The organism is uncultured Paracoccus sp. (assembly GCF_947496875.1).
GTDB lineage: Bacteria > Pseudomonadota > Alphaproteobacteria > Rhodobacterales > Rhodobacteraceae > Paracoccus.
The window spans coordinates 1-20,818 of sequence record NZ_CANMEH010000016.1; the positions used below are offsets into that span (position 1 = coordinate 1).

Genomic DNA, 20,818 nt, shown 5'->3' on the forward strand with positions numbered 1-20,818 from the left:
TGGGACATCGCCGCCATCTCGGCCTTCTTCGGCATGTCGAACCGGATGGCGAACGTCACCAGCATGCGGCCGAACGAGGAGTTCTACACCCTGGGGCGCTGAACCGGATCCGCCGGCGCTGGCGTCCGCCCGCCGAAGCCGGGCGGCGGCGCGTTGCTGGTTGCAGTGCGGCCGGGACCTCGGTGCCTCAGCTCGCGATGTCGATCACGACACGGCCGCGGATCCGGCCCGCCACGATGTCGTCGGCGAGTGCGGGCAGGGCGGACAGCGGCTCGGTCCGGGCGATGCGGGCCAGGTGCGCCTGGTCCAGGTGCTGCGCCAGGGTGGCCCATGCGCGGTTCCGCTTGGCCAGAGGCGCAAACACGCTGTCGACGCCCAGAAGCGCGACCGCCCGCAGGATATGGGGCGCAACCGTGGCGGGCAGGTCCATGCCGCCTGCCAGCCCGCATGCCGCGACCGCCCCGCCATAGGCGGTCTGCGCCAGCACATTGGCCAGTGTGGTCGAGCCGACCGAATCCACCGCTCCGGACCAGCGCTCCTTCTGAAGTGCCGGACCCTTCTCGGCGAGCGCCGCGCGTTCGACGAACCCCGTGGCGCCCAGTTCGGACAGATAGTCATGGGTTTCCGGCCGCCCGGTCGCAGCCGTCACCCGGTAGCCCTTGGCCGCCAGCAGGCTGACCGCGGTCGAGCCCACGCCACCGGCCGCCCCGGTCACCAGCACCTCGCGCCCATCGGCCGAGATGACGCCCCAGTCCTCCAGCGCATCCACGCAGAGCGCGGCCGTGTAGCCGGCAGTGCCGACTGCCATCGCCTGCTCGAGCGTGAACCCCTCCGGCAAGCGGGTCAGCCACTCCGGCTTCAGCCGCTGGAACCGCGTGTAGCCACCCCATTCGGTTTCCGACAGGCCCCAGCCATTGACGATGACCTTGTCGCCGGGTGCCCAGTCCGGCGAGCGGCTTTCCACCACGATCCCCGCAAGATCGATCCCCGCCACCATCGGCAGCCGCCGGGCGATCCGGCCCTTTCCCGACACGGCCAGCCCGTCCTTGTAGTTGACGGTGGAGTAGGCAACCTCGACCAGGACCTCGTGATCGGGCAGCATCTCCCGCGTGAGTTCCCGGAACTCGGCCTTCGGCTTGCCGTCCTGGTCCACGATCATCAGCGCCCGAAATGTCTCGCTCATTGGTGCTCTCCTTTTCCATACTGGGCTTTGCTGCAAAGCCTCGCGTGTCCGCCGTCAGTTCTGCGTCAACATGAGAGGCCTACCTCCCTTGCGTCAGGCCACAGAGCACCCGCGGCGGCGCTTTGCTGCGGATCATGGACGTTTGATCACGAAGCGCAGCCTCGCTGCAACCGGGAGGTCTCGCGCGCGTGCCGAAGTCGATCCTGCTCTTTTCGGCACTCCAAAATGCAACCGCCCGATCCCGCCCAGGAGCCGAGATGTCGATCGTGGCCTCAGCCAGACGGACTACCGCAGCCAGCGACATGCCCCTGCCTGCGGGGGTCGGGTCTGCGTCGCGCTTACGTCGTGGCGGGCTCCGGCTGGCGCAGGCAGTCCGGCAGGTCCGGCCCGACCGGGACGATGCCGGTGGGGTTCAGTGCCTTGATCGAGTAATAGCCGCGCCTGATGTGGTCGATGCTGACCGTCTCGCGCAGGCCGGGAAGCGCCAGCATCCGCGTCACATAGGCGCTGAGCCCCGGATAATCCGACAGCCGCCGCAGGTTGCACTTGAAGAGGCCGTGATAGGCCGGGTCGAAGCGCACCAGGGTCACGAACAGGCGGATGTCGGCCTCGGTCAGACGGTCGCCCAGCATGAAGTTCCGCCCGTCCGACAGCCGCGCCTCCAGCGTGTCGAGCATGCCGAAGACTTCGTGGAACGCCTCCTCATAGGCCTCCTGGGTGGTGGCGAAACCGGCGCGATAGACGCCGTTGTTCAGCCGGGGATAGATCTCGTCGTTCAGCGCCTCGATGTCGCCGCGCAGGTCCTCGGGGTAGAGGTCGTATGTCGGGTCTCCTCAGGGCGAGCGCGGGGGTGCGTCGCTGATGATGAGAAGATAGCCCGTGCCGGGCTGCATGATTATCTGGCCACGGGGAAGATGATTGCTGCCGGTAGGGAAACAGTGGTGATGGCCAGTTAAACCTGGCGAGCGCGCTGGCCCCACCCGGATGTCCACGCGAAATGAAGTCAGCTGCTTTCGTTTTCCAGCGGGGTGACGGAAAACTCCTGCACTGCAGCGTCGGCCTGCAACGCCCGGGCGAGGGCTTCGCTGTCGACCTGCAGATCATGCGCAGAGGCCAGAAGCGTGTAGCGTCGCAGCCCACTCGCACGGTCATGCATGATCGCGGGGCGGCCTGCCTGCAGCCCATGGCTTGCCAGAAGGGTTTCGAGCCGAGCCCCGTCATAGCCGGTCTCTCCGCCGACCGCGAACTCGATCCGGACGACCGGCTGCGGCGGGGCGACGTAGCGCAAGGCCCGCAGGGAAACCAGGACGACCAGCGCAATCCCCGTGGAAATCGTCGCCAGCTCGATGAGACCGGCGCCGAAGACGATCCCAAGTGACGCCGTCAACCAGAGCGAGGCAGCGGTGGTCAGGCCCTGCACGGACACCCCGGCCCGGAAGATCACGCCGGCGCCCAGGAATCCGACGCCGGTCAGGATGGCATGCGGCATCCGCGCCATATCCGACACAATCTGCGTGCCTGCCGGAAAGGTTGCTGTCCATTCCGCCATTCTGAGTCCCAGCAACGTCATCAGGGCGGACGCGAGGCAGACGAGCGTATGCGTGCGCAGTCCGGCCGGCTTGCGCAGGAACTCGCGCTCTGCGCCGATCAGCGCCCCGGCCAACACGCTGCACAGCAGAGGCAGCATCACGTCGGTGTCGCGCAACGCAGCAACTAGGCTGTCGAATGTCATGCAGGGCTCCCATATGCGTGGTCGCCGCCATGTGGCGCCGCCCATCTCGTTCAGTATTCGGTCTTCTGCGTCCAGATTGCAGAGAGTGGCAACTACTTGGGTAGACTGCACCATTCGGAGGCAGGTCACGAAACTGTGCCTTCGCTGATGTTGCGGCAGTCATTGCCGGGTCACGATGTCGGCTGACCTGAAAGGCAGGGAGGTTGGCTATGTCGATGGTCGCATCATGCCGGGTTGGACCCGCGCCCATTTCCTCCGTCTCTTGCCTTGGGGAGCCGACCGCTTTGCCCTCATCTCAGGCGCTGACCTCCCAGTGGCGCTGTGCTGCGAGAGAGTGTGCGCGGATCGCGGCAAGTGTCGCCGGGACGCTGAGAGCTGGTCGGCGTCCGGCGATCACGCAGTGGACCGCCTTTTACCGAGATCTACCGGCCTTCATGAAAGAAGGTCCGGAGATGTTGTCCGGGCTACCGGTTATCCTGTGCGATGACGGAACGGTCAGGGCCGGGCGCGCGGACATACAGCCCCAACCGGAACTCCCGCGCGTTCGCCGCCGCCGCCGCAAAGGTGAGCAGGTCGAGCCGTCGCTGTTCTTCCCGCCCGCGACACGCCAAGCGGGTGAGAATGATGAGATCCCGCTCGAACAGCTCAGTGTGCCGGCGCCGCTGGCGGCGCATTTCGCTTTCGCCGCGAACACGCTACCATGGCAGGGTGAGCTTCGTGAGGCGCGCGAGTTTCTTGAGCGCGGCCAGGTGTCGGCTTACGACGGCGAAACCGTTCTCAGTCGTATCTCCCAAGTGGTCAACACTGGTGCCTCCGTTGAGGAGGCGCTGGCCGGGCTGCGCTGGGCGTTCGCCATCTGGCGCCGTGCTCAGTCAACGCGGTCGATCAAGGTGGATGCCTCGTACCGCCTCCTCGTCCCAACGGCCGACGGCATGATCCGCGCAACCGACGCTGTCTTTTCGGAGACATGGCCTGAAGAGCTGCTCGGCCGGCGGTTGAATGCGCTTTTCAGCGCAGCGCCGCCGGACGTGGCCGATTTTGCCGCGTATCGGAAGCGTCTCCTCGCGCCGACGAGCCACAGGGCTTTTAAGGGGCAGACGGCACTTTGGGCGGAGTTCCTTCGTGGATTGGGGGTCGGACTGGGCTGCGAGCGCTCGCTTTGCCCACGATGCCGCTGACTCGGGCCTATGAGGTGACGAGCTTCGACTTCGCGAAGAAGCTGGGGTTGAGCGAAAGTGCGGTCAATGATTGGAAACGTGACGTCAGCACCTTCACCAAAGAGAGCTTGAATCTCACCTATTCGACGAACTACAAATTCATGAATCCGCTCTGGTACGTGCCGGGTCAGAGCGATCACCACCGCTTCTCAGATGATTGCCGTGAAATCTACGCGTGTCTGGTAGTCGAGTGGCTGGCCGGAGCGAGCAAGGAACTGCTCAGCGGTGAGCTTCGGCATGAACACTTCGCTGGCGACCAATACACTTGGTCGACACCGGCGGGCGCCTTCATCCGAAGCAGTGCCTGGCTGCCCGCAGACGATCCATCATCCGAGGGGCCAGTTCGCGGCCTCTATAGACCGGCGGATGTCTGGGTCTCGGCGCGGCGAACGACCGCTTTCCTTTCTACCTCCGACAGGTGGCCGTCTCGGTCGCCAAGATCATCGATCGTCGGCAGCCTGACGCAATACGGAAGCTGCGAACGTTCGGCCAGCTCCGCGTGCTCAACGATCCCGCAACCGCCATCGAACAAGCCCGCTTTCTCGCATCCCAATATGCCGCGGGGACGGTTAGACCGCATTATGAGCCTCAACTCACGAACCTCTACAATGCAACCTGGAAGGTCCTTGCCGACAAACACGCAGCCGAACCGCGTGCCGCCGAGAAGGCGGGGAACGATATGCCGATCCTGGTCCGCCGACGCGGGGACCTCGTCGTTGCTATTCCGGGAAAGGAGACCGCTCCCCTTTATGTTCGGGACAGCGACGACGATGTCGCGCCGAGCCTTGTGGCGTCAATCGACGGCCTGCTCCTAGACATCAAGGGCGCCGACCGTGCGCGGGTGGGTTCGTCAGCGGAGGCGCTGTTTGGTAAGAACGTGAGCCGCTTGTCGACTATGCGCTATGACGTGAAGATCAATGACGTGGCGCTCCATGACATTGAGACGAGTGAAACGGTGCTCAATCAATGTCCTTGGCTCCGCGTCATGCTCGCTGTGGCGATGGAGGGGCTTAGAGGAACGGACGCCGGTCAGCTTCCATCGGACCGCGGGCTCGTTCTCGGACGCCTGAGCGATGTCGCATTCGTTGCGGCGAAGGACGTCTCTTTCGAGATCAACGATCAGCGCATTTTGGCTCCCGGCGACCGGCCGGCCTATGTATTTCGACGCTCGGGCCTGTCCGCCATTCTCGTGAGCCGGGTCGGCGACTCCTCCCTCACCTGGAGCGCGCTTCAACTCTGCCTGCCGGCGATCTGCGAGGCGATCGAACTATCTCCGGTCGCCAACGGCATGAGACTGCTCGCGCACGAACTCGCCGCCGCTGGCGAGCAGGCCGACGAACTCCGCCTCGATGAAGAGGTGATCTCGCGACTCGGCCGTACCCTTCAGGTCGAGGACGGGGGGGGCGCCTCAGTCCAGCAACTCATCGGCGAACGTGCCAATCTGCGCATGCCGTGGATCCGTGCCGCAATCCATTATGGATCGGGCGCGGAGGCTCTGAACGACTGCGATCGACTTGAAGCCGAGCATGGCGAGGACCCTGCTCGCTTAACCGGTCGACCGATCACTGCGGCGTGCCTGCATCAACGTCCACACAGAAAAATCTCGTCTCGCTAAGTCTTCGCGGCTTCCAGCCTGGACAGCCCGGTCGCCAGGTGACCAAGAGCAGGAACATCTCTCGAAAAGCGACGGCTGGACGGAGACCGGGCGGATGCTCATTCCGATGTTCGGGGCGGAGAAGTTCGAGGGCCTGTAGGCGAAGACAAGTGAGAACCGGATGGCCGTGAACAGCGGCCATCCTGCCGCAGCTGCGCGCCTGCCGCTGGACCTTCAGCACTAGAGCGCTTGGCCTGAGCGGTGAGCGATAGGAGAAGTGCACGCCTTTCGGGGACGCGCGAACCGCAATCGCGGTGCCACTGACAATCGAACGCCGCAGCTAGAGATGCCGGCAGCCGTGCGGACGCACGTCTCCGGCGCGCTCTTGGCTGTCGAGAGCAATCTGGGCGACCTCAGCGGCAAGATCGCAACTCTACTCCAGCGGAGGGATGGTCGCACAAACGTATTGGGGTGGCATCGCCACGTGATACTACGACGACCGTCCGTCGAGTCCCGTGCCGATCCGCAGAGAGGAGGTGCTAAAGCAGTTCGTGCCCGCGCAAGCCAAGGAGCAACTCGCTGTCAGTGCGCTCACCTCGCTGCTCAAGCGCTGGACCAGGTTGGGCGCATTGTGACCAGCCGGTGAGACATGAGCTGGCCGTTGCTGGCAAGTACGACGCATTCCCCCCAGCTGGACAAGCTGTGAGGCGATGGGATCTCGTAGTAAAATGCGCCGTAGACTCTAGCGATTCGGGAGGGCGGAGTTGAGCGACGCTCCTCCATTACCATGCGCTAATGCTGTCCATCGAGAAGTCCGACCTTTTGGCAAGCCAATCCAAGACCCAGCGGAGCTAGGAGGTAGTCGGGGGGATAAATTGGGAGACTGAGTCGATTTATTGGACAGTTTTCTATTTTGGAACAAAGCTTTATCGTTGTAATATGGTGCTGCGAGAGAGGATTGAACTCTCGACCTCACCCTTACCAAGGGTGTGCTCTACCACTGAGCTACCGCAGCGCCGATGCAGCCCGTCTGGGCCGACCGGGGCGATTTAGACAAACGTGGATCAGCGCGCAAGAGGAAACGGGTTGCAGTTGCGCCGGTTCGCAGGGGCGGCACTGCCCGAGCGGTCGGCAACAGCTTGCCAAGCCCGCCGCTTGGGTGTCAGAAACACGGGCGACAAGGGAGATCTGCCAATGACCGACCTTTCGGCAAGCGAACGCCGCCTGATTGCGGCGCTGGATCGGCTCGATGACTGCATGGATCGCGCTGCCGAGGATCTGGCCAGGCTGCGGCAGCGGCCTGCTCTTGGCGCGCAGCCTGCGGCTGGAGCCATCGGGCCCGACGCGCAGGCGCGGCTGGCCGAGATGCAGGCCGAGAACCGCAAGCTGTCGGACGACCTGGCGGCGCTGCACGATCGCCAGGCCGCCACGCTGCGGGCGATGAGCGAACGGCTGGCCGAAACGCAGGAGCGGCTGGCCGGGGCCGGCGCCCATGCAGCTCGTATCGCCGCGGCAAATGACGGGCTGGCGGCGGCCAATCGCGCGCTGATCGATGCGGCGGCGGAAGGGGCGGGCAGCGGGGACGCGGCGGTTCGCGGCGCACTTGAAGCCGAGATCGAATCCCTGCGTGCCGCCCGCGCGGCCGAGATCGCCCAGATGGGCGACATTCTGGATGCGCTGGACCGGATGCTGGGAACGCCTGAGCCGAAGCCGCGCAAGCAGGCGAAGCTCGGCGCCGCTGAGATGCCTGCGAAGCCGGCGATCGGTGATGGTGATGAGGGAACGGACGGCAAACGTCGCGCCGAACCGGGCGAAAGCGACTCTGCGGCGCCGTCCTCGGACCAGGTTTCCGACGCGGTGATCCCCTCTGAGGCCGTGGGACCAGACACTGGCGTCGGCAGCCCTGCGGATGACGAAGAAACCGCCGCGGACAGCTCCGATTCTGCCATGAACGCCTCCCCGGACGCCCCGATTCCTGAGCTCCATGGCGAACGCGACGACCTGCCAGAAAGCCACATGTCGTTGTTCGACGGCGTCGACGACGTCGATGACCGGGGCGACAGCGACGACGATGACGCACCTGATGACCTTGAAGGGGGGCGCCGCTGATGGCCACAGTCGAATTCAGGATCGGCCACAAGGAATATTCCCTGTCCTGCCAGGAGGGCGAGGAAAAGCTGCTGCGCCGCGCGGCCGGGATGCTGGATGCCGAGGCGCGCCAGATCCTGGAACAGGTCGGACGGGTTCCCGAACCGCGGCTCTTGCTGCTCGCAGGGCTCATGCTGGCCGACCGCGCCTCGGCCACGGAGGATCGTGCGGCCGCGGCGGAACGCGAGCTGACGCGCCTGAAATCGAACCCGCCCCGCGTCGAAGTGCCTGTCATTCCGATCGAGGTCGGTGAGGTGATGGCGGAGCTCGCCGCCCGTGCCGAAGCGCTGGCCGACAAGGCAGAGGACGTCCTCGACAGCGCCGACGGTCCGCGCTGAACGACTGCCTTAGGGTACAAACTGCAGACAACACCGGCTTTTTGCGAAACCCTGCGGGGCAGGGGCGCGTTCCCGCCTGAAGGCAAGGGAAATGGCCATGGCGTCACGGGCGATCTGGAAGGGGCAGTTGCGGCTGTCGCTGGTCTCGATCTCGGTCGAGATTCACAGCGCGACAAAGACCGCGCGGCGCATCAGCTTTCGCCAGATCCACGGCCCCAGCGGCAAGCCCATCCGTTACGAGAAGACTGTCGCGGGCATCGGACCCGTCGACAAGGACGAGATCATGAAGGGCTATGCACTCGGCGACAACGAGTATCTGCTGATCGATCCGGAAGAGATCGATGCCATCAAGCTGGAAACCAAGAAGACGTTCGAAATGGTGCAGTTCGTCGGGCATGACGAGATCTCGCCGCTCTATTACGATCAGCCCTATTACATCGTTCCGACCGATGAGCTGGCCGAGGATGCGTATCGCGTGGTGCGCGACGCGCTGCGCCGGTCGGGAAAGGTCGGTCTGGGTCAGCTGACAATCTATGGCAGCGAGAAATTGTGCGCGGTCCGGCCGTGCGGCGACGGGCTGCTGATGGAAACGCTGTTCTACGCGGACGAGATCAAGGATGCCGATCCGCTGTTCGCCTCGATCGAGGATGATGAGGTCGATCAAGACCTGCTGACCGTGGCCGAACAGCTGATCGAGAAGAAGACGGCGCCGTTCGACGCGGCGGCGTTCACCGACAACTATGACAAGGCGCTGCGGGCGCTGATCGAGGACAAGCGCAAGGGCCGCGCCCCTCGGGTTAGCACCGAGGGCGACGCGCGCCCGTCGGGTGACAACGTCGTCGACCTGATGCAGGCGCTGCGCGACAGTCTGAAGGCGTCCGGCGGCGCCTCATCGGCGAAAGCGTTCGGCGGTGCCTCGGCAGGGTCATCCACGGCGAAGCCGACGGCAAAGTCGGCGGATGCAAAGTCCTCCACCTCGAAGGCGACAAAGTCTTCCGGTACGAAGGCCGCCGCGACCAAGTCCTCGGGGCGCAAGACCGCCGCAAAGACGGGGGATGACGCGGGCGACAAGGCGGCGCCCGCGTCATCGCGCCGCGCCGGGTCGGCCCGCAAGGCGAGCTGATTGGACCGGCTTGGCACCTATCGCGCCAAGCGCGACCCGGCCCGGACGGCCGAACCATTCGATGCGGGCACACCCTCTTCCGGGGCGCTGCGCTATTCCATGCAGAACCACGACGCGACCCGGCTGCATTGGGATCTGCGGCTGGAGTGGAACGGCGTCCTGCTGAGCTGGGCGGTCACGCGCGGGCCGTCCTTCTCTCCCAAGGAGAAACGCTTGGCGGTGAGAACCGAGGATCATCCGATCCCCTATCTCACCTTCGAGGGAACGATCCCGAAAGGGCAGTACGGGGCAGGGACCGTCATGCTCTGGGACATCGGGTCATGGCGACCGAACATCGATGTCGAACATGGTCTGTCCAAGGGGCATCTGCGCCTGCAGCTGTACGGTCGCCGCCTGACCGGCGCCTGGGATCTGGTGCGGATCAAGGGAAAGCCGGCGGAAAAGCGCGAGAACTGGTTGCTGATCAAGCAGGAGGACGCCGCCGCCCACCAGCCCGACCCAGTCGAGCGCTATCGTACCAGCGTGTCAACCAATCGGGACTTCGCGGCGATTGCCAAGGATGGTCCCCCCGTGCCCTTCGGGCCGACGCGCCGCTTGCCCCGGCCCCGACCGGTCGAGCCGATGCTCGCCAAGCTGGTCGATGCGGCACCGGCAGGTCGGGGATGGCAGCACGAGATCAAGATCGACGGCTATCGTGGACTGGTCGAGATCGGCGCCGAGGGACCGCTGATCCGCACCCGAAACGGGCTGGACTGGTCGGACCGGTTTTCGCCGCTGCTGCCGGCCTTTGCCGAATTGCCGGCGCGATCCGCGCTGATCGACGGTGAGATCGTGGCGGGCGCCGGGCAGGCCGGGTTCACCGCCCTGCAGCAGGCAATCGCGGCCGGCGGGCCGTTTGCCTACGTGGCGTTCGACCTGTTGCATCTGGACGGCAAGGACCTGACCGGAAAGCCGTTGCACGCACGCCAAGCTGCACTTTCGAGGCTGCTGGCCGATGTCCCGCCGATGGGCCTGATCGAACAGTCGCTGGCCGTGCAGGGCGATGGCGGCCAGGCATTGGCGGCGATCTGCGCCGCCCGCGGCGAGGGCATCGTGTCGAAACGCGTCGACGCGCCTTATCGATCCGGTCGCGGAGACAGCTGGCGCAAGGTGAAATGCGAGCATCGGGACGATTTCCTGATCGTCGGCTGGCTGCCCAGCACGTCGCCGTCGCGCCCCTTCGCATCGTTGCTGCTCGCCGACCAGGCTGATGACGGGACGCTGTTCTACCGAGGCAAGGTGGGAACCGGCTTCGATACCGCCACACAGGACCAGGTCGCGGCGGCGCTGGCCCCGCTGAAAAGCGCGAAGCCTGCGTTGCCGGTCCCCCGCGCGGAGGCACGCGGGGCGAAATGGCTGGAGCCGGTCCTGAGTGCCGAGATCCGCTATGCCGACATCACCGGCGATGGCCGCCTGCGCCACGCCAGCTTCCAAGGCCTGCGCGAGGACAAGATGCCGACTTCCCGCAAAACCGAAAAGCCGGTCGTCCGCATCGCGTCGGGCCCGTCCGGCAACACGGTCGAAGTGGCCGGAATCACGATTTCGAACCCGGATCGGATCGTCTACCCCGATGCAGGTGTCACCAAGGGCGATGTCGCGGCCTATTATGCGGCGGCCGCAGATCCCATGCTGACCCATCTGCGCGACCGCCCGCTGTCGCTGGTCCGGCTGCCCGAAGGGCTCGGGGGCGAGGCGTTCTTTCAGAAGCATGCGGGCAAGGGGTTTCCAAAGCAGATCCGCGAAACCGCCATCGAGGGTGAATCGTCTCCGGCGCTGTACGTCACGGACGCTTCGGGGATCGTCGCCGCGGCCCAGATGGGGGCGATCGAGTTCCACATCCGCGGGGTCCATCGCGACAGGCCGGATCGCCCGGATCGCCTCGTGTTCGATCTCGACCCCGACGAGGGGCTGGGCTGGAGCGAGGTGCAGCGCGCCGCATTCGACCTGCACGACCGTCTGGAGCGGCTGGGCCTGCCCAGCTGGGCGATGGTGACCGGCGGCAAGGGCGTGCATGTCGTGTGCGAGATCAAGCGGACCGTGCCCTGGGATACCGCGACGCTTTTTGCCCGCACGCTGACGTCGCTGATGGCCGACGAGGAGCCGGATCGCTTTGTCGCGGTCATGTCCAAGGCCAAGCGCAGCGGCAAGATCTTCATCGACTGGCTCAGGAACCAGCCTCAATCGACTGCGATCACGCCATTCTCGCTGCGCGCCCGCCCCGGCGCGACGGTGGCTGTTCCGGTGTCGTGGAAGGTGCTGGAGGGGCTGGACGGCGCCGACGGCTTCACCATCCGCGATGCCTTGGACCGGGCTCCTTCGGTTGCCCCGCAGTACCCCAAGCCGGTGGCATTGACCCCTGCAATCCGGGCGCTGACCGGATGATGAGCTGACATTGTCATGCCCGACGTCCGAACCAGTCAGCGCGGCGCGGTGCGACTGCGCATCTATCTGGACGACCGGACGTGGATCGGCCCGGGCAAGGCCGACCTGCTCGCGCTGATCGCCGAGACCGGCTCGATTTCGGCCGCGGGCCGGGAGATGGGGATGAGCTACAAGCGGGCGTGGACACTGGTCGAGGGTCTGAATGCCATGTTCGGCGATCCGCTGGTCGAACGGATGCGCGGCGGGGCGCAGGGTGGCGGCGCGGTCCTGACTCCATTGGGAAAGGAGGTCCTGACCCGCTATCGCGCCATCGAACAGGCGGCAGAACGCGCCGGCGCCGCTGACATAGCCGCACTGCGCCGCGCCTTCGATATGTCCCGCCGGAAATAGCGCTTGCGGCGGTGGCGGCGTGTTGGCTATCTGGCACGGTCGTCAGGGTGAGGCCGCTGCGTGGCATACCGGTTCCGTTCCGCTGTTCTGCCGCTGCCGCTGGCGCTGTCGATCTCGATCGTCGGCAGCCCTGCCGATGCGGATCAGGTCACGGTCTTTGCTGCTTCCAGCCTGAAAACCGCGCTTGATCGGGTTGCCGACGCATGGCAGGCGCAAAGCGGCCACACGGTCGCGGTGTCCTATGCGGGCAGTCCGCAACTCGCCCGCCAGATTCAGCAGGGCGCACCCGCCGACATCTTCATCTCGGCCGCGCCGGAATGGATGGATGAGCTGGCCGACACGGGCCTGATCGAGGCGGACAGCCGGGTCCATCTGCTCGGCAACGATCTGGTCCTGATCGCGCCCGTTGCCGAGGCAGCGACGCTGCCGTCGGAGCAAGCCATCACTGATGTCGAGTTTTCGGGGCTTCTGGACGGCGGCATGATGGCGATGGCCCTCGTCGCTGCGGTGCCGGCCGGGGTGTACGGCAAACAGGCACTGTCGAGCCTGGGGCTGTGGGACGATGTCGCGGACGACGTCGCCCAGGGCGACAGTGCCCGTGCTGCGCTGGCCCTTGTCGCGTCGGGTGAGGCGCCGCTGGGAATCGTGTTCGGATCCGACGCCCTGGCGGAGCCAAGGGTCGCCGTGGTTGCCACCTTCCCCGCAGCCAGCCACGACCCCATCATCTATCCCGCGGCGCTGGTGGCCACGTCGGCCGACCGGCCGGTTGCGCGCGACTTCATGGCCGCCCTGCAGGACGAGGATGCCCGGAAGATCTTTGCCGAAGAGGGGTTCGACCCTCTGCCGCGGCACTGACGTCGCCCATGGGGGCTGCGCTGTCCGAATGGCTGGGACCCGATGGGGCAACGGCACTGGCATTGTCGCTGAAGGTCGCGTTCTGGGCGACGCTCGTCAGCCTGCCGCCGGGTCTGATCTGTGCGATGGCGCTGGCTCGGGGAAGATTCTGGGGCCGGGGGCTGCTGAACGGCCTCGTCCACCTGCCGCTGATCCTGCCGCCGGTCGTGACCGGCTATCTGCTGCTGGTGGTTCTTGGCCGCCGTGCCCCTGTCGGGGCTTGGCTGGAACAATCCCTGGGGATCGTGTTCGCGTTCCGCTGGACAGGGGCTGCCCTGGCGGCCGCGATCATGGGGTTCCCGCTGATGGTGCGGGCCATGCGGCTGGCGATCGAGGCGGTGGACCCGCGTCTGGAAGAAGCGGCTGCCACGCTGGGGGCGTCGCGCGCGGCGATCTTCGCGACGATCACCCTGCCGCTGATCCTTCCGGGGGTCATCGCGGGCGCGGTGCTGGCCTTCGCCAAGGCGATGGGTGAATTCGGAGCGACAATCACCTTCGTGTCGAACATTCCGGGGCAGACCCAGACGCTGCCTTCCGCCATCTACGCCGCGCTGCAGGTGCCGGGCAGCGACGTCACTGTCGCGCGGCTGGTGATCCTGTCGATCGTGGTTGCGCTGGTGGCGCTGGCGTTGTCCGAGGTCATGTCGCGCGCGGTGGCGCGCCGCATCGCGGGCCGCTGATGCTGACCGTCGCGCTGCGGCATCGCTTTACGGGGTTCGCGCTCAACGTGGCATTCGACGCACCTGCCGGCGTGACGGCGTTGTTCGGGCGGTCGGGGTCGGGCAAGACGACGATCGTGAACGCGGTGGCCGGGCTGTTGCGCACCGATGCGGGCCGGATCGTCGCCGACGGCCGGGTTCTGTTCGACAGCGCCACCCGCGTTGACCTGACCCCCCAGCAGCGACGGATCGGATACGTGTTCCAGGACGCGCGGCTGTTTCCGCATCTCACGGTTCGCCAGAATCTGCTCTACGGCGCCCGTTTCGCACGGCAGGGTGCCGTCGCTCCGTCGCTCGACACCGTGGTCGACCTGCTGGGATTGGGCGGCCTTCTGCCCCGTCGGCCGGCGCTGCTGTCCGGGGGCGAACAGGCTCGGGTTGGGATCGGTCGGGCGCTGCTGGCCCGGCCGAGGCTGATGATACTGGACGAGCCGCTGGCGGCGCTTGACGGTCAGCGCCGGGCCGAGATCCTGCCCTACCTGGAGCGGCTGCGCGACGACACGGCGGTGCCGATCCTCTATATCAGCCACGCCATGGCCGAGGTGACGCGGTTGGCCACCACCCTGGTCATGATCGAGGCGGGGCGGGTCACGCAGGCGGGGCCGATCGACAGGGTGCTGTCCGACCCGCTGGCGGCGCGGTCCATGGAAGGCGGGGATGTCGGCGCGGTGCTGTCCGGCCATGTCACGGCGCAGGAGCCGGACGGACTGACCCGCATCACGACCCCCGACGGCGATCTGCTGGTGCCAATGGTCGCCGCCTCGCCTGGCCAGACGCTGCGGCTGCGGGTCAAGGCGGCCGAGGTCATCCTCTCGCTGTCCCGTCCGCAGGACAGCTCGGCGCTGAACGTCCTGCCAGCCACCGTCGCCCGGATCGAGCCCGATGGGCCGACCGCGCTGGTGCAGGTACGACTGGACGGGGGCGGCGCCTTGCTCGCGCGGATCACCTGCCGGTCCGTGGCGGCGCTGGGGCTGGCCCCCGGCACCGCCTGCTTTGCCACGATCAAGAGCGCGGGGCTGGTCTAGGCCTCGGCCGGCGCACGAGACCTGCGGACGATGTCGAGGATCTCGCGTGCCGCGGCCGGGATATTCGTGCCGGGCCCAAAAATCGCGGCCACGCCGGCATCCTTGAGGAACGCATAGTCCTGCTGGGGGATCACCCCGCCACAAACCACGATGATGTCGTCCGCCCCCTTGTCGCGCAGCGCGCGGATCAGTTGCGGCGCGAGCGTCTTGTGACCCGCCGCCTGGCTGGAGATCCCGATGATGTGCACATCGTTGTCGATCGCGTCCTGGGCGGCCTCATCGGGGGTTTGGAACAGCGGTCCCACATCGACGTCGAAGCCGATATCCGCAAAGGCCGTGGCGATCACCTTGGCACCGCGGTCATGCCCATCCTGACCCATCTTGACCACCAGGATGCGCGGACGGCGGCCTTCGGCTTCGGCAAAGCTTTCGACATCCTTCTGGATCTGGGCAAAGCCCTCGTCGCCCTCGTAGGCAGCGCCGTAGACGCCGGCCAGAGTCCTGACCTCGGCGCGGTGCCGGCCGAACACCTCCTCCATGGCCATGCTGATCTCGCCCACCGTGGCGCGGGCCCGCGCTGCCTCGACCGCGGCTTCCAGCAGATTGCCACCATCCCGGGCCCGGCGCGTCAGCTCCGCTAGGGCCGCATCACACGCGGACTGGTCACGGGTGGCCCGGATCCGTTCCAGTCGGGCGATCTGTGACGCCCGCACCGCAACGTTGTCGATGTCCAGGATGTCGATCGGGTCTTCCTTGTCCTTGCGGTACTTGTTGACCCCGACGATCACCTCTTCGCCGCGGTCGATCATCGCCTGCCGCCGGGCCGCCGTTTCCTCGATCCGCAGCTTCGGCTGGCCCGAGGCGACGGCCTTGGTCATGCCGCCCATCTCCTCGACCTCCTTGATGATGGACCACGCCTTGTCGGCCAGTTCCGCCGTCAGGCTTTCGACGTAGTACGACCCGGCCAGCGGATCGACGACATGGGTGATGCCGGTTTCCTCCTGCAGGATCAACTGGGTGTTCCGTGCGATGCGGGCGCTGAAGTCGGTCGGCAGCGCGATCGCCTCGTCCAGCGCGTTGGTGTGCAGCGACTGCGTGCCGCCGAGCGCCGCCGACATCGCCTCATAGGCGGTTCGGATCACGTTGTTGTAGGGGTCCTGTTCCTGCAGGCTGACACCCGAGGTCTGGCAATGCGTCCGCAGCATCAGGCTGGCCGGCTTCTTTGCCCCGAACTCGGTCATGATCCGGTGCCACAGCAGGCGGGCGGCACGCAGCTTTGCCGCCTCCATGAAGAAGTTCATGCCGATGGCGAAGAAGAACGACAGCCGCCCGGCGAAATCGTCCACGTCCATGCCCGCGGCGATGGCTGCGCGGACATATTCGCGCCCGTCGGCCAGGGTATAGGCCAGTTCCTGCACCAGGTTCGCGCCGGCCTCCTGCATGTGATAGCCGGAAATCGAGATGGAGTTGAACCGCGGCATCTCGCGCGAGGTAAAGGCGATGATGTCGGCGATGATCCGCATGCTGGGTTCGGGCGGATAGATGTAGGTGTTGCGGACCATGAACTCCTTGAGGATGTCGTTCTGGATCGTGCCCGACAGCACCGACCGATCGTGGCCCTGTTCCTCGCCGGTGACGATGAAGCTGGCGAGGATGGGGATGACCGCGCCGTTCATCGTCATGCTGACGCTGACCTTGTCCAGCGGGATGCCGTCGAACAGGATCTTCATGTCCTCGACGCTGTCGATCGCGACGCCGGCCTTGCCGACATCGCCCTCGACCCGGGGATGGTCGCTGTCATAGCCGCGATGCGTCGCCAGATCGAACGCGACCGAAACCCCCTGCTGACCACCAGCCAGCCCGCGGCGGTAGAACGCGTTGGATTCCTCGGCGGTCGAGAAGCCGGCATACTGCCTGATCGTCCAGGGTCGCCCCGCATACATCGTGGCGCGGGGCCCGCGCGTGAATGGGGCGATCCCGGGCAGACTGCCCATGTGATCCAGCCCGGCGGTATCCGCCTCGGTGTAAAGCGGCTTGACCGGGATGCCTTCCAGCGTGTCCCATGTCAGGCTTTCAGGGTCGTTGCCCTTGAGGTCCTTGCGGGCCAGCGCGCGCCAGTCGTCCAGCGAAGGATTGGGATCGGTCATCGTCAGGTCCTTTCAGAAGTCGGGCACGTCGCTATATCTAGAGAAACTTGGCGAGGCGGTGATGAGGTTCAAGCGGTGGATGGTTCTGGCGGCGGCGATGTCAGTTGCGGGGATGGGCGCGGGAACACCGCCACCCCCGCCCGTCTCGCTGCCGCGTCCGCCTGACCCGCCGCGCCCGGTGGTTGCGCCGGTCACGGTCGATCTGCAGATCCTTAACGCCGCCGACGCGGATCCCCAGGAGTTCCTGTTGCAGGCGCGGCCGGTTGTGGTGTTCGCCGACACCCCGGCCGATCCGCTGTTCGTCACGCAGCTCGACGAGTTCAGGCGCGATCCGCGAACGCTGGTCCTGCGCGACGTGGTGGTGGTGACCGACACCGACCCCGCAGCAGGTTCGGCCTGGCGCGACAAGTTGCGGCCGCGCGGGTTTTCCCTGGTGGTGCTGGACAAGGAAGGGGGCGTTATCGAACGCAAGCCGGCACCGTGGACTTCGCGCGAGATCGGCCGGGCGATCGACAAGACCCCTGGACGGCGGAACGAGATGATGCAGGCACGCGGCGGTCGGTGACGCCAGCAGCGGTTCGCCCGCCTGACCGGTGACGCATGACGATTGATTGTTGCCCCCGCTGTCCCTATCTTGAGCTTGCAGGACAAGGAGCCGTGCGATGAGCACCACATCCTATAACCCCCCACCGATCACCGGCCGGACCGGCCCGCGGCCGGGTTACTGACGGACCGCGTGGGGGTGCCACGCCCGTCCATGTTGTTGCGAATTGATTGCAGCGCGGTTTCCGCCATGATCATCGCCTCGATCTTCATGGCGATATAATCCCGGTACATCGCAACCGCCCGTTCGGCGCCGATCCGCCCGACATCCAGGGCCCGCAAATCGTCGATCATCGCGCCAATGGCGTTCAACTGACTGTAGTACAGCACGATCGGGTCCACCGTGTCGCGGGGCAGAACGTGGATCTCACCGACGATCGCCCGAAAGATCGCGTCGTTCCTTTCGGTGGGAATTACCGGAAAGTATCCCGCCTGCAACAGGATCTTCTGCGCAATATCCTCGCCATATCGGGCGATGTCGTCGCGCTGCAGGGCGGCCAGATAGGCGCGGATCTCCGCAAACAGGGCCCGTTGCACGTCGCGCACGCGCTCGGCCCGGTGGCGGGCATCCCGGCGGTGGTTCTGCCAGGCAACGACCCACCACCCGACCGAGAGAAAGACCCCCGCTATCACGGCCTGCTGGGCCTGCGGCGACAGAATATGGTCGAGCGGCGGTGTCACCTTTCACGCGGCCGGCCGGGAACCCGCTTGCCATCTGGCGCGTCGGGTGTGGGGTGAAGGCCCTTCGGCAGGGACATGCCCAATCCAATGGGCTGCGGGCCGGGGCACCGCGATTGAAGGAGGCACGATGGAACGCATCGTCACGATACCGCTGGCGGAAACGGACATGAGCAATCTGCGCGGAAAGGCACGGCCGGTCGTGATCGTGGCAGACCGTGAACTCGACCCGCGGGTCGGCGCGCAGCTGCAGATGCTGAACGCTGCCGCGCATGGTCTGGGGGAACGCGACATGCCGGTCATGACCGATTTCCGGGCCGGCCAAGGATTCGAGGTGCGGCTGATCGGCAAGGACGGCACCGTCAAGCGCCGCTTTGCCGACCCGGTTCCCGCAGAGACCCTGTTCGCGATCGTCGACGACATGCCGATGCGACAGGACGAGATGCGCGACTGAGCGGCATCGCCGCCGTCGCTCAAGCCCCGGACAGGCCGCGGCACCGGTTCGCCGCTCGCCGGCACGTCACTCGAATTCCATGATGACATCGTCCACCTTCAGGCTCTCGCCCGGGGCGGCGTTGATCGACTTGACGACGGCGTTGCGTTCGGCGCGCAGCGTGTTTTCCATCTTCATCGCCTCGACGGTGGCCAACGCCTGGCCTTCCTGCACCTCGGCGCCCGCCTCGACATTGATCTTCACGACCAGCCCGGGCATCGGGCACAGCAGGAACTTGGACGTGTCGGGCGGCAGCTTTTCGGGCATCAGCCGCGCCAGTTCGGCGGTGCGGGGCCGGCGGACATGGGCCTTGATCTCGGCGCCGCGGGTGCGCAGCCGATAGCCCGCCGCGATCCGGTCGGTCTTGAGCACCAAAGGCTGGCCATCGACAGTCACCGTCGCCAGCGACATGCCGGGCTTCCAGTCGGATTCGACGCGCAGTTCCCGGTTGCCGAGTGTCACGGTTGCGCCGGCGCGATCGGCGCGGACCCGCACGGGGAAGTCCTGGCCGTTCAGGCAGACCACCCAGTTTTCCCCGACCCGGCGTTCGTGGTTGCTGAGTCTGCCGCTGATCTGCGTGCGCCGAATCTCGGCGACCCGGTGCATCGCCGCGGCCGTAGCGGCGACACGCTCCAGTTCTTCATCGGGCAGCGTGACGCCCTGGAACCCGTCCGGGTATTCCTCGGCGATGAAGGCCGTCGAGATATCGCCTGCAACGAACTTCGGATGGTCCATGACGGCCGACAGGAACGGCAGATTGTGCCCGATCCCCTCGACCTCGAAACTGTCGAGCGCCGTGCGCATCTGCGACAGCGCCTCGTCCCGGTCCGCACCCCAGCTGCACAGCTTCGCGATCATCGGGTCGTAGAACATGCTGATCTCGCCGCCTTCGTAGACGCCGGTGTCGTTGCGGACAGCGGTTCGGCCGACCGGGGGCGTTGTGCCCGGATGCGCGGGCACCCAGCGGTCTGCGGCCGCCAGGGGGCCGCCGGCGACCTCGGCCGGGGGCCGATAGCGCGTGAGCCGTCCGATCGAGGGCAGGAAGTTGCGGAACGGATCCTCGGCATAAAGCCTGCTCTCGATGGCCCATCCGTGGATCTGCAGATCCTCCTGGCGGAAGGGCAGCGGCTCGCCGGCCGCGACCCGGATCATCTGCTCGACCAGGTCGACGCCGGTGATCAGTTCCGTGACGGGGTGCTCCACCTGCAAGCGGGTATTCATCTCGAGGAAGAAGAAGTTGCGGTCGGCGTCCACGATGAACTCGACGGTGCCGGCCGAGGCATAGCCGACCGCCCGTGCCAGCGCGCAGGCCTGTTCGCCCATCGCCCGGCGCGTCTCGGGGTCGACGAACGGCGAGGGCGCCTCCTCGATGACCTTCTGGTTGCGGCGCTGGATCGAACATTCCCGCTCGTGCAGGTAGACGCAGTTGCCATGCGTGTCGGCCAGCACCTGAATCTCGATGTGGCGCGGCTGGGTGACGAATTTCTCGATGAAGATCCGGTCGTCCCCGAACGATGCCGCGGCCTCGTTCTTGGATGACTCGAAGCCCTCCCGCGCCTCCTCGTCGTTCCAGGCGATCCGCATTCCCTTGCCGCCGCCGCCGGCGCTGGCCTTGATCATCACCGGATAACCGATGTCGGCGGAAATCCGCACCGCCTTGCCGGCATCGGCGATCAGCCCCATGTAGCCCGGCACCGTGGAAACGCTGGCCTCCTGCGCGATCTTCTTCGATGTGATCTTGTCGCCCATCGCCTCGATGGCGCCCGAGGGCGGACCGATGAACACCACGCCTTCCTGTTCCAGCGCCTCGGCGAACTTCTTGTTCTCGCTGAGGAAGCCATAGCCCGGGTGCACGGCCTGCGCACCCGTCTGGCGAACGGCGTCCATGATCCTGTCGATCACGATATAGGACTGGTTGGCCGGCGGGGGCCCGATCCGCACCGCCTCGTCGGCCATCTTGACATGCAGCGCGTTGCGGTCGGCGTCGGAGTAGACGGCGACGGTCGCGATCCCCATCTTCTTCGCGGTCTTGATGACCCGGCAGGCGATTTCACCGCGGTTGGCGATCAGGATCTTGTTGAACATGATTGTCCCTTGGAGGCGCTGGATGAAA

General features: G+C 66.2%; 18 protein-coding genes, 1 tRNA gene and 1 pseudogene. 13 read left to right on the top strand and 7 right to left on the bottom strand.

Annotation, left to right across the window (positions count from 1 at the left end; all coding sequences use genetic code 11):
• Window positions 1–102 (top strand): annotated as a pseudogene (locus Q0938_RS15000) (alkylhydroperoxidase); the annotation flags it as partial.
• Window positions 103–187: 85 nt separating this feature from the next.
• On the opposite strand, the gene Q0938_RS15005 reads toward Q0938_RS15000, so the two are convergent.
• The 3 genes from Q0938_RS15005 to Q0938_RS15015 form a co-directional block, all read right to left on the bottom strand.
• On the bottom strand, window positions 188–1,183 hold the full coding sequence (locus Q0938_RS15005; RefSeq protein ID WP_299363925.1) for an MDR family oxidoreductase: 996 nt from the start codon (window positions 1,181–1,183) through the stop codon (window positions 188–190).
• A 338-nt stretch (window positions 1,184–1,521) separates the two neighbouring features.
• The gene (locus Q0938_RS15010; protein WP_366942769.1) at window positions 1,522–1,983 is read right to left on the bottom strand and encodes a glutathione S-transferase family protein; all 462 of its coding nucleotides are present in this window, start codon (window positions 1,981–1,983) and stop codon (window positions 1,522–1,524) included.
• Between the two features lie 203 nt (window positions 1,984–2,186).
• Window positions 2,187–2,915, bottom strand: coding sequence for an MgtC/SapB family protein (locus Q0938_RS15015; protein ID WP_299363928.1), 729 nt, complete (start codon window positions 2,913–2,915; stop codon window positions 2,187–2,189).
• A 434-nt stretch (window positions 2,916–3,349) separates the two neighbouring features.
• Here Q0938_RS15015 and Q0938_RS15020 point away from each other — a divergent pair, with 434 nt between their 5' ends.
• Complete coding sequence (locus Q0938_RS15020; protein ID WP_299363931.1) at window positions 3,350–4,093, top strand: hypothetical protein; 744 nt, start codon at window positions 3,350–3,352, stop codon at window positions 4,091–4,093.
• 457 nt (window positions 4,094–4,550) lie between these two features.
• Complete coding sequence (locus tag Q0938_RS15025) at window positions 4,551–5,747, top strand: hypothetical protein (protein ID WP_299363933.1); 1,197 nt, start codon at window positions 4,551–4,553, stop codon at window positions 5,745–5,747.
• 919 nt (window positions 5,748–6,666) lie between these two features.
• Here the strand turns inward: Q0938_RS15025 and Q0938_RS15030 are convergent.
• Window positions 6,667–6,741, bottom strand: a tRNA-Thr gene (locus tag Q0938_RS15030).
• A gap of 179 nt (window positions 6,742–6,920) precedes the next feature.
• On the opposite strand from Q0938_RS15030, the gene Q0938_RS15035 reads away from it, so the two are divergent.
• The 8 genes from Q0938_RS15035 to modC all read left to right on the top strand — a co-directional run bounded on the left by Q0938_RS15035 (window position 6,921) and on the right by modC (window position 14,784).
• Window positions 6,921–7,835 carry a hypothetical protein gene (locus Q0938_RS15035; protein ID WP_299363935.1) on the top strand — a complete coding sequence of 305 codons (915 nt, stop codon included), beginning with the start codon at window positions 6,921–6,923 and terminating at the stop codon, window positions 7,833–7,835.
• On the top strand, window positions 7,835–8,212 hold the full coding sequence (locus tag Q0938_RS15040; RefSeq protein ID WP_299363938.1) for a cell division protein ZapA: 378 nt from the start codon (window positions 7,835–7,837) through the stop codon (window positions 8,210–8,212). Before Q0938_RS15035 ends, Q0938_RS15040 begins: the two co-directional genes overlap by 1 nt.
• 97 nt (window positions 8,213–8,309) lie before the next feature.
• Window positions 8,310–9,335: a Ku protein gene (locus tag Q0938_RS15045; protein ID WP_299363941.1), complete on the top strand. Its 1,026-nt coding sequence runs from the start codon at window positions 8,310–8,312 to the stop codon at window positions 9,333–9,335.
• Window positions 9,336–11,756: a DNA ligase D gene (gene ligD, locus Q0938_RS15050; protein WP_299363943.1), complete on the top strand. Its 2,421-nt coding sequence runs from the start codon at window positions 9,336–9,338 to the stop codon at window positions 11,754–11,756.
• A 15-nt stretch (window positions 11,757–11,771) separates the two neighbouring features.
• Window positions 11,772–12,146 carry a winged helix-turn-helix domain-containing protein gene (locus Q0938_RS15055; protein WP_299363945.1) on the top strand — a complete coding sequence of 125 codons (375 nt, stop codon included), beginning with the start codon at window positions 11,772–11,774 and terminating at the stop codon, window positions 12,144–12,146.
• 60 nt (window positions 12,147–12,206) lie between these two features.
• The gene (modA, locus tag Q0938_RS15060; RefSeq protein WP_299363946.1) at window positions 12,207–13,001 is read left to right on the top strand and encodes a molybdate ABC transporter substrate-binding protein; all 795 of its coding nucleotides are present in this window, start codon (window positions 12,207–12,209) and stop codon (window positions 12,999–13,001) included.
• 8 nt (window positions 13,002–13,009) lie between these two features.
• Complete coding sequence (gene modB, locus Q0938_RS15065; RefSeq protein ID WP_299363948.1) at window positions 13,010–13,720, top strand: molybdate ABC transporter permease subunit; 711 nt, start codon at window positions 13,010–13,012, stop codon at window positions 13,718–13,720.
• Window positions 13,717–14,784 (top strand): molybdenum ABC transporter ATP-binding protein, encoded by a 1,068-nt coding sequence (gene modC / locus Q0938_RS15070; RefSeq protein WP_299364018.1) that lies wholly within the window; start codon window positions 13,717–13,719, stop codon window positions 14,782–14,784. Before modB ends, modC begins: the two co-directional genes overlap by 4 nt.
• Here the strand turns inward: modC and scpA are convergent.
• Window positions 14,781–16,931, bottom strand: a complete 2,151-nt coding sequence (gene scpA / locus Q0938_RS15075) for a methylmalonyl-CoA mutase (RefSeq protein WP_299363950.1) — start codon at window positions 16,929–16,931, stop codon at window positions 14,781–14,783. The two genes, modC and scpA, sit on opposite strands and share 4 nt — an antisense overlap.
• Before the next feature lie 61 nt (window positions 16,932–16,992).
• Here scpA and Q0938_RS15080 point away from each other — a divergent pair, with 61 nt between their 5' ends.
• Window positions 16,993–17,496 (top strand): DUF4174 domain-containing protein, encoded by a 504-nt coding sequence (locus Q0938_RS15080; protein ID WP_299363952.1) that lies wholly within the window; start codon window positions 16,993–16,995, stop codon window positions 17,494–17,496.
• A 128-nt stretch (window positions 17,497–17,624) separates the two neighbouring features.
• Here Q0938_RS15080 and Q0938_RS15085 read toward each other — a convergent pair whose 3' ends face one another.
• Window positions 17,625–18,215: a hypothetical protein gene (locus tag Q0938_RS15085; RefSeq protein ID WP_299363954.1), complete on the bottom strand. Its 591-nt coding sequence runs from the start codon at window positions 18,213–18,215 to the stop codon at window positions 17,625–17,627.
• Window positions 18,216–18,342: 127 nt separating this feature from the next.
• On the opposite strand from Q0938_RS15085, the gene Q0938_RS15090 reads away from it, so the two are divergent.
• Window positions 18,343–18,666, top strand: coding sequence for a DUF4174 domain-containing protein (locus Q0938_RS15090; RefSeq protein ID WP_299363957.1), 324 nt, complete (start codon window positions 18,343–18,345; stop codon window positions 18,664–18,666).
• A 66-nt stretch (window positions 18,667–18,732) separates the two neighbouring features.
• Here the strand turns inward: Q0938_RS15090 and Q0938_RS15095 are convergent, their stop codons facing one another.
• Entirely contained in the window at window positions 18,733–20,790 is a 2,058-nt protein-coding gene (locus tag Q0938_RS15095) for an acetyl/propionyl/methylcrotonyl-CoA carboxylase subunit alpha (protein ID WP_299363960.1), read from the bottom strand.
• Window positions 20,791–20,818: the final 28 nt, after the last annotated feature.

Bases quoted from the DNA above. Each gene is read 5' to 3' on its own strand.
- Q0938_RS15095 (WP_299363960.1), bottom strand. From the start codon at position 20,790: ATGTTCAACAAGATCCTGATCGCCAACCGCGGTGAAATCGCCTGCCGG.
- Q0938_RS15015 (WP_299363928.1), bottom strand. From the start codon at position 2,915: ATGACATTCGACAGCCTAGTTGCTGCGTTGCGCGACACCGACGTGATG.
- Q0938_RS15080 (WP_299363952.1), top strand. From the start codon at position 16,993: ATGAGGTTCAAGCGGTGGATGGTTCTGGCGGCGGCGATGTCAGTTGCG.
- modB (WP_299363948.1), top strand. From the start codon at position 13,010: ATGGGGGCTGCGCTGTCCGAATGGCTGGGACCCGATGGGGCAACGGCA.
- Q0938_RS15005 (WP_299363925.1), bottom strand. From the start codon at position 1,183: ATGAGCGAGACATTTCGGGCGCTGATGATCGTGGACCAGGACGGCAAG.
- Q0938_RS15045 (WP_299363941.1), top strand. From the start codon at position 8,310: ATGGCGTCACGGGCGATCTGGAAGGGGCAGTTGCGGCTGTCGCTGGTC.
- Q0938_RS15040 (WP_299363938.1), top strand. From the start codon at position 7,835: ATGGCCACAGTCGAATTCAGGATCGGCCACAAGGAATATTCCCTGTCC.
- Q0938_RS15020 (WP_299363931.1), top strand. From the start codon at position 3,350: ATGAAAGAAGGTCCGGAGATGTTGTCCGGGCTACCGGTTATCCTGTGC.
- Q0938_RS15090 (WP_299363957.1), top strand. From the start codon at position 18,343: ATGGAACGCATCGTCACGATACCGCTGGCGGAAACGGACATGAGCAAT.
- Q0938_RS15035 (WP_299363935.1), top strand. From the start codon at position 6,921: ATGACCGACCTTTCGGCAAGCGAACGCCGCCTGATTGCGGCGCTGGAT.
- Q0938_RS15055 (WP_299363945.1), top strand. From the start codon at position 11,772: ATGCCCGACGTCCGAACCAGTCAGCGCGGCGCGGTGCGACTGCGCATC.
- scpA (WP_299363950.1), bottom strand. From the start codon at position 16,931: ATGACCGATCCCAATCCTTCGCTGGACGACTGGCGCGCGCTGGCCCGC.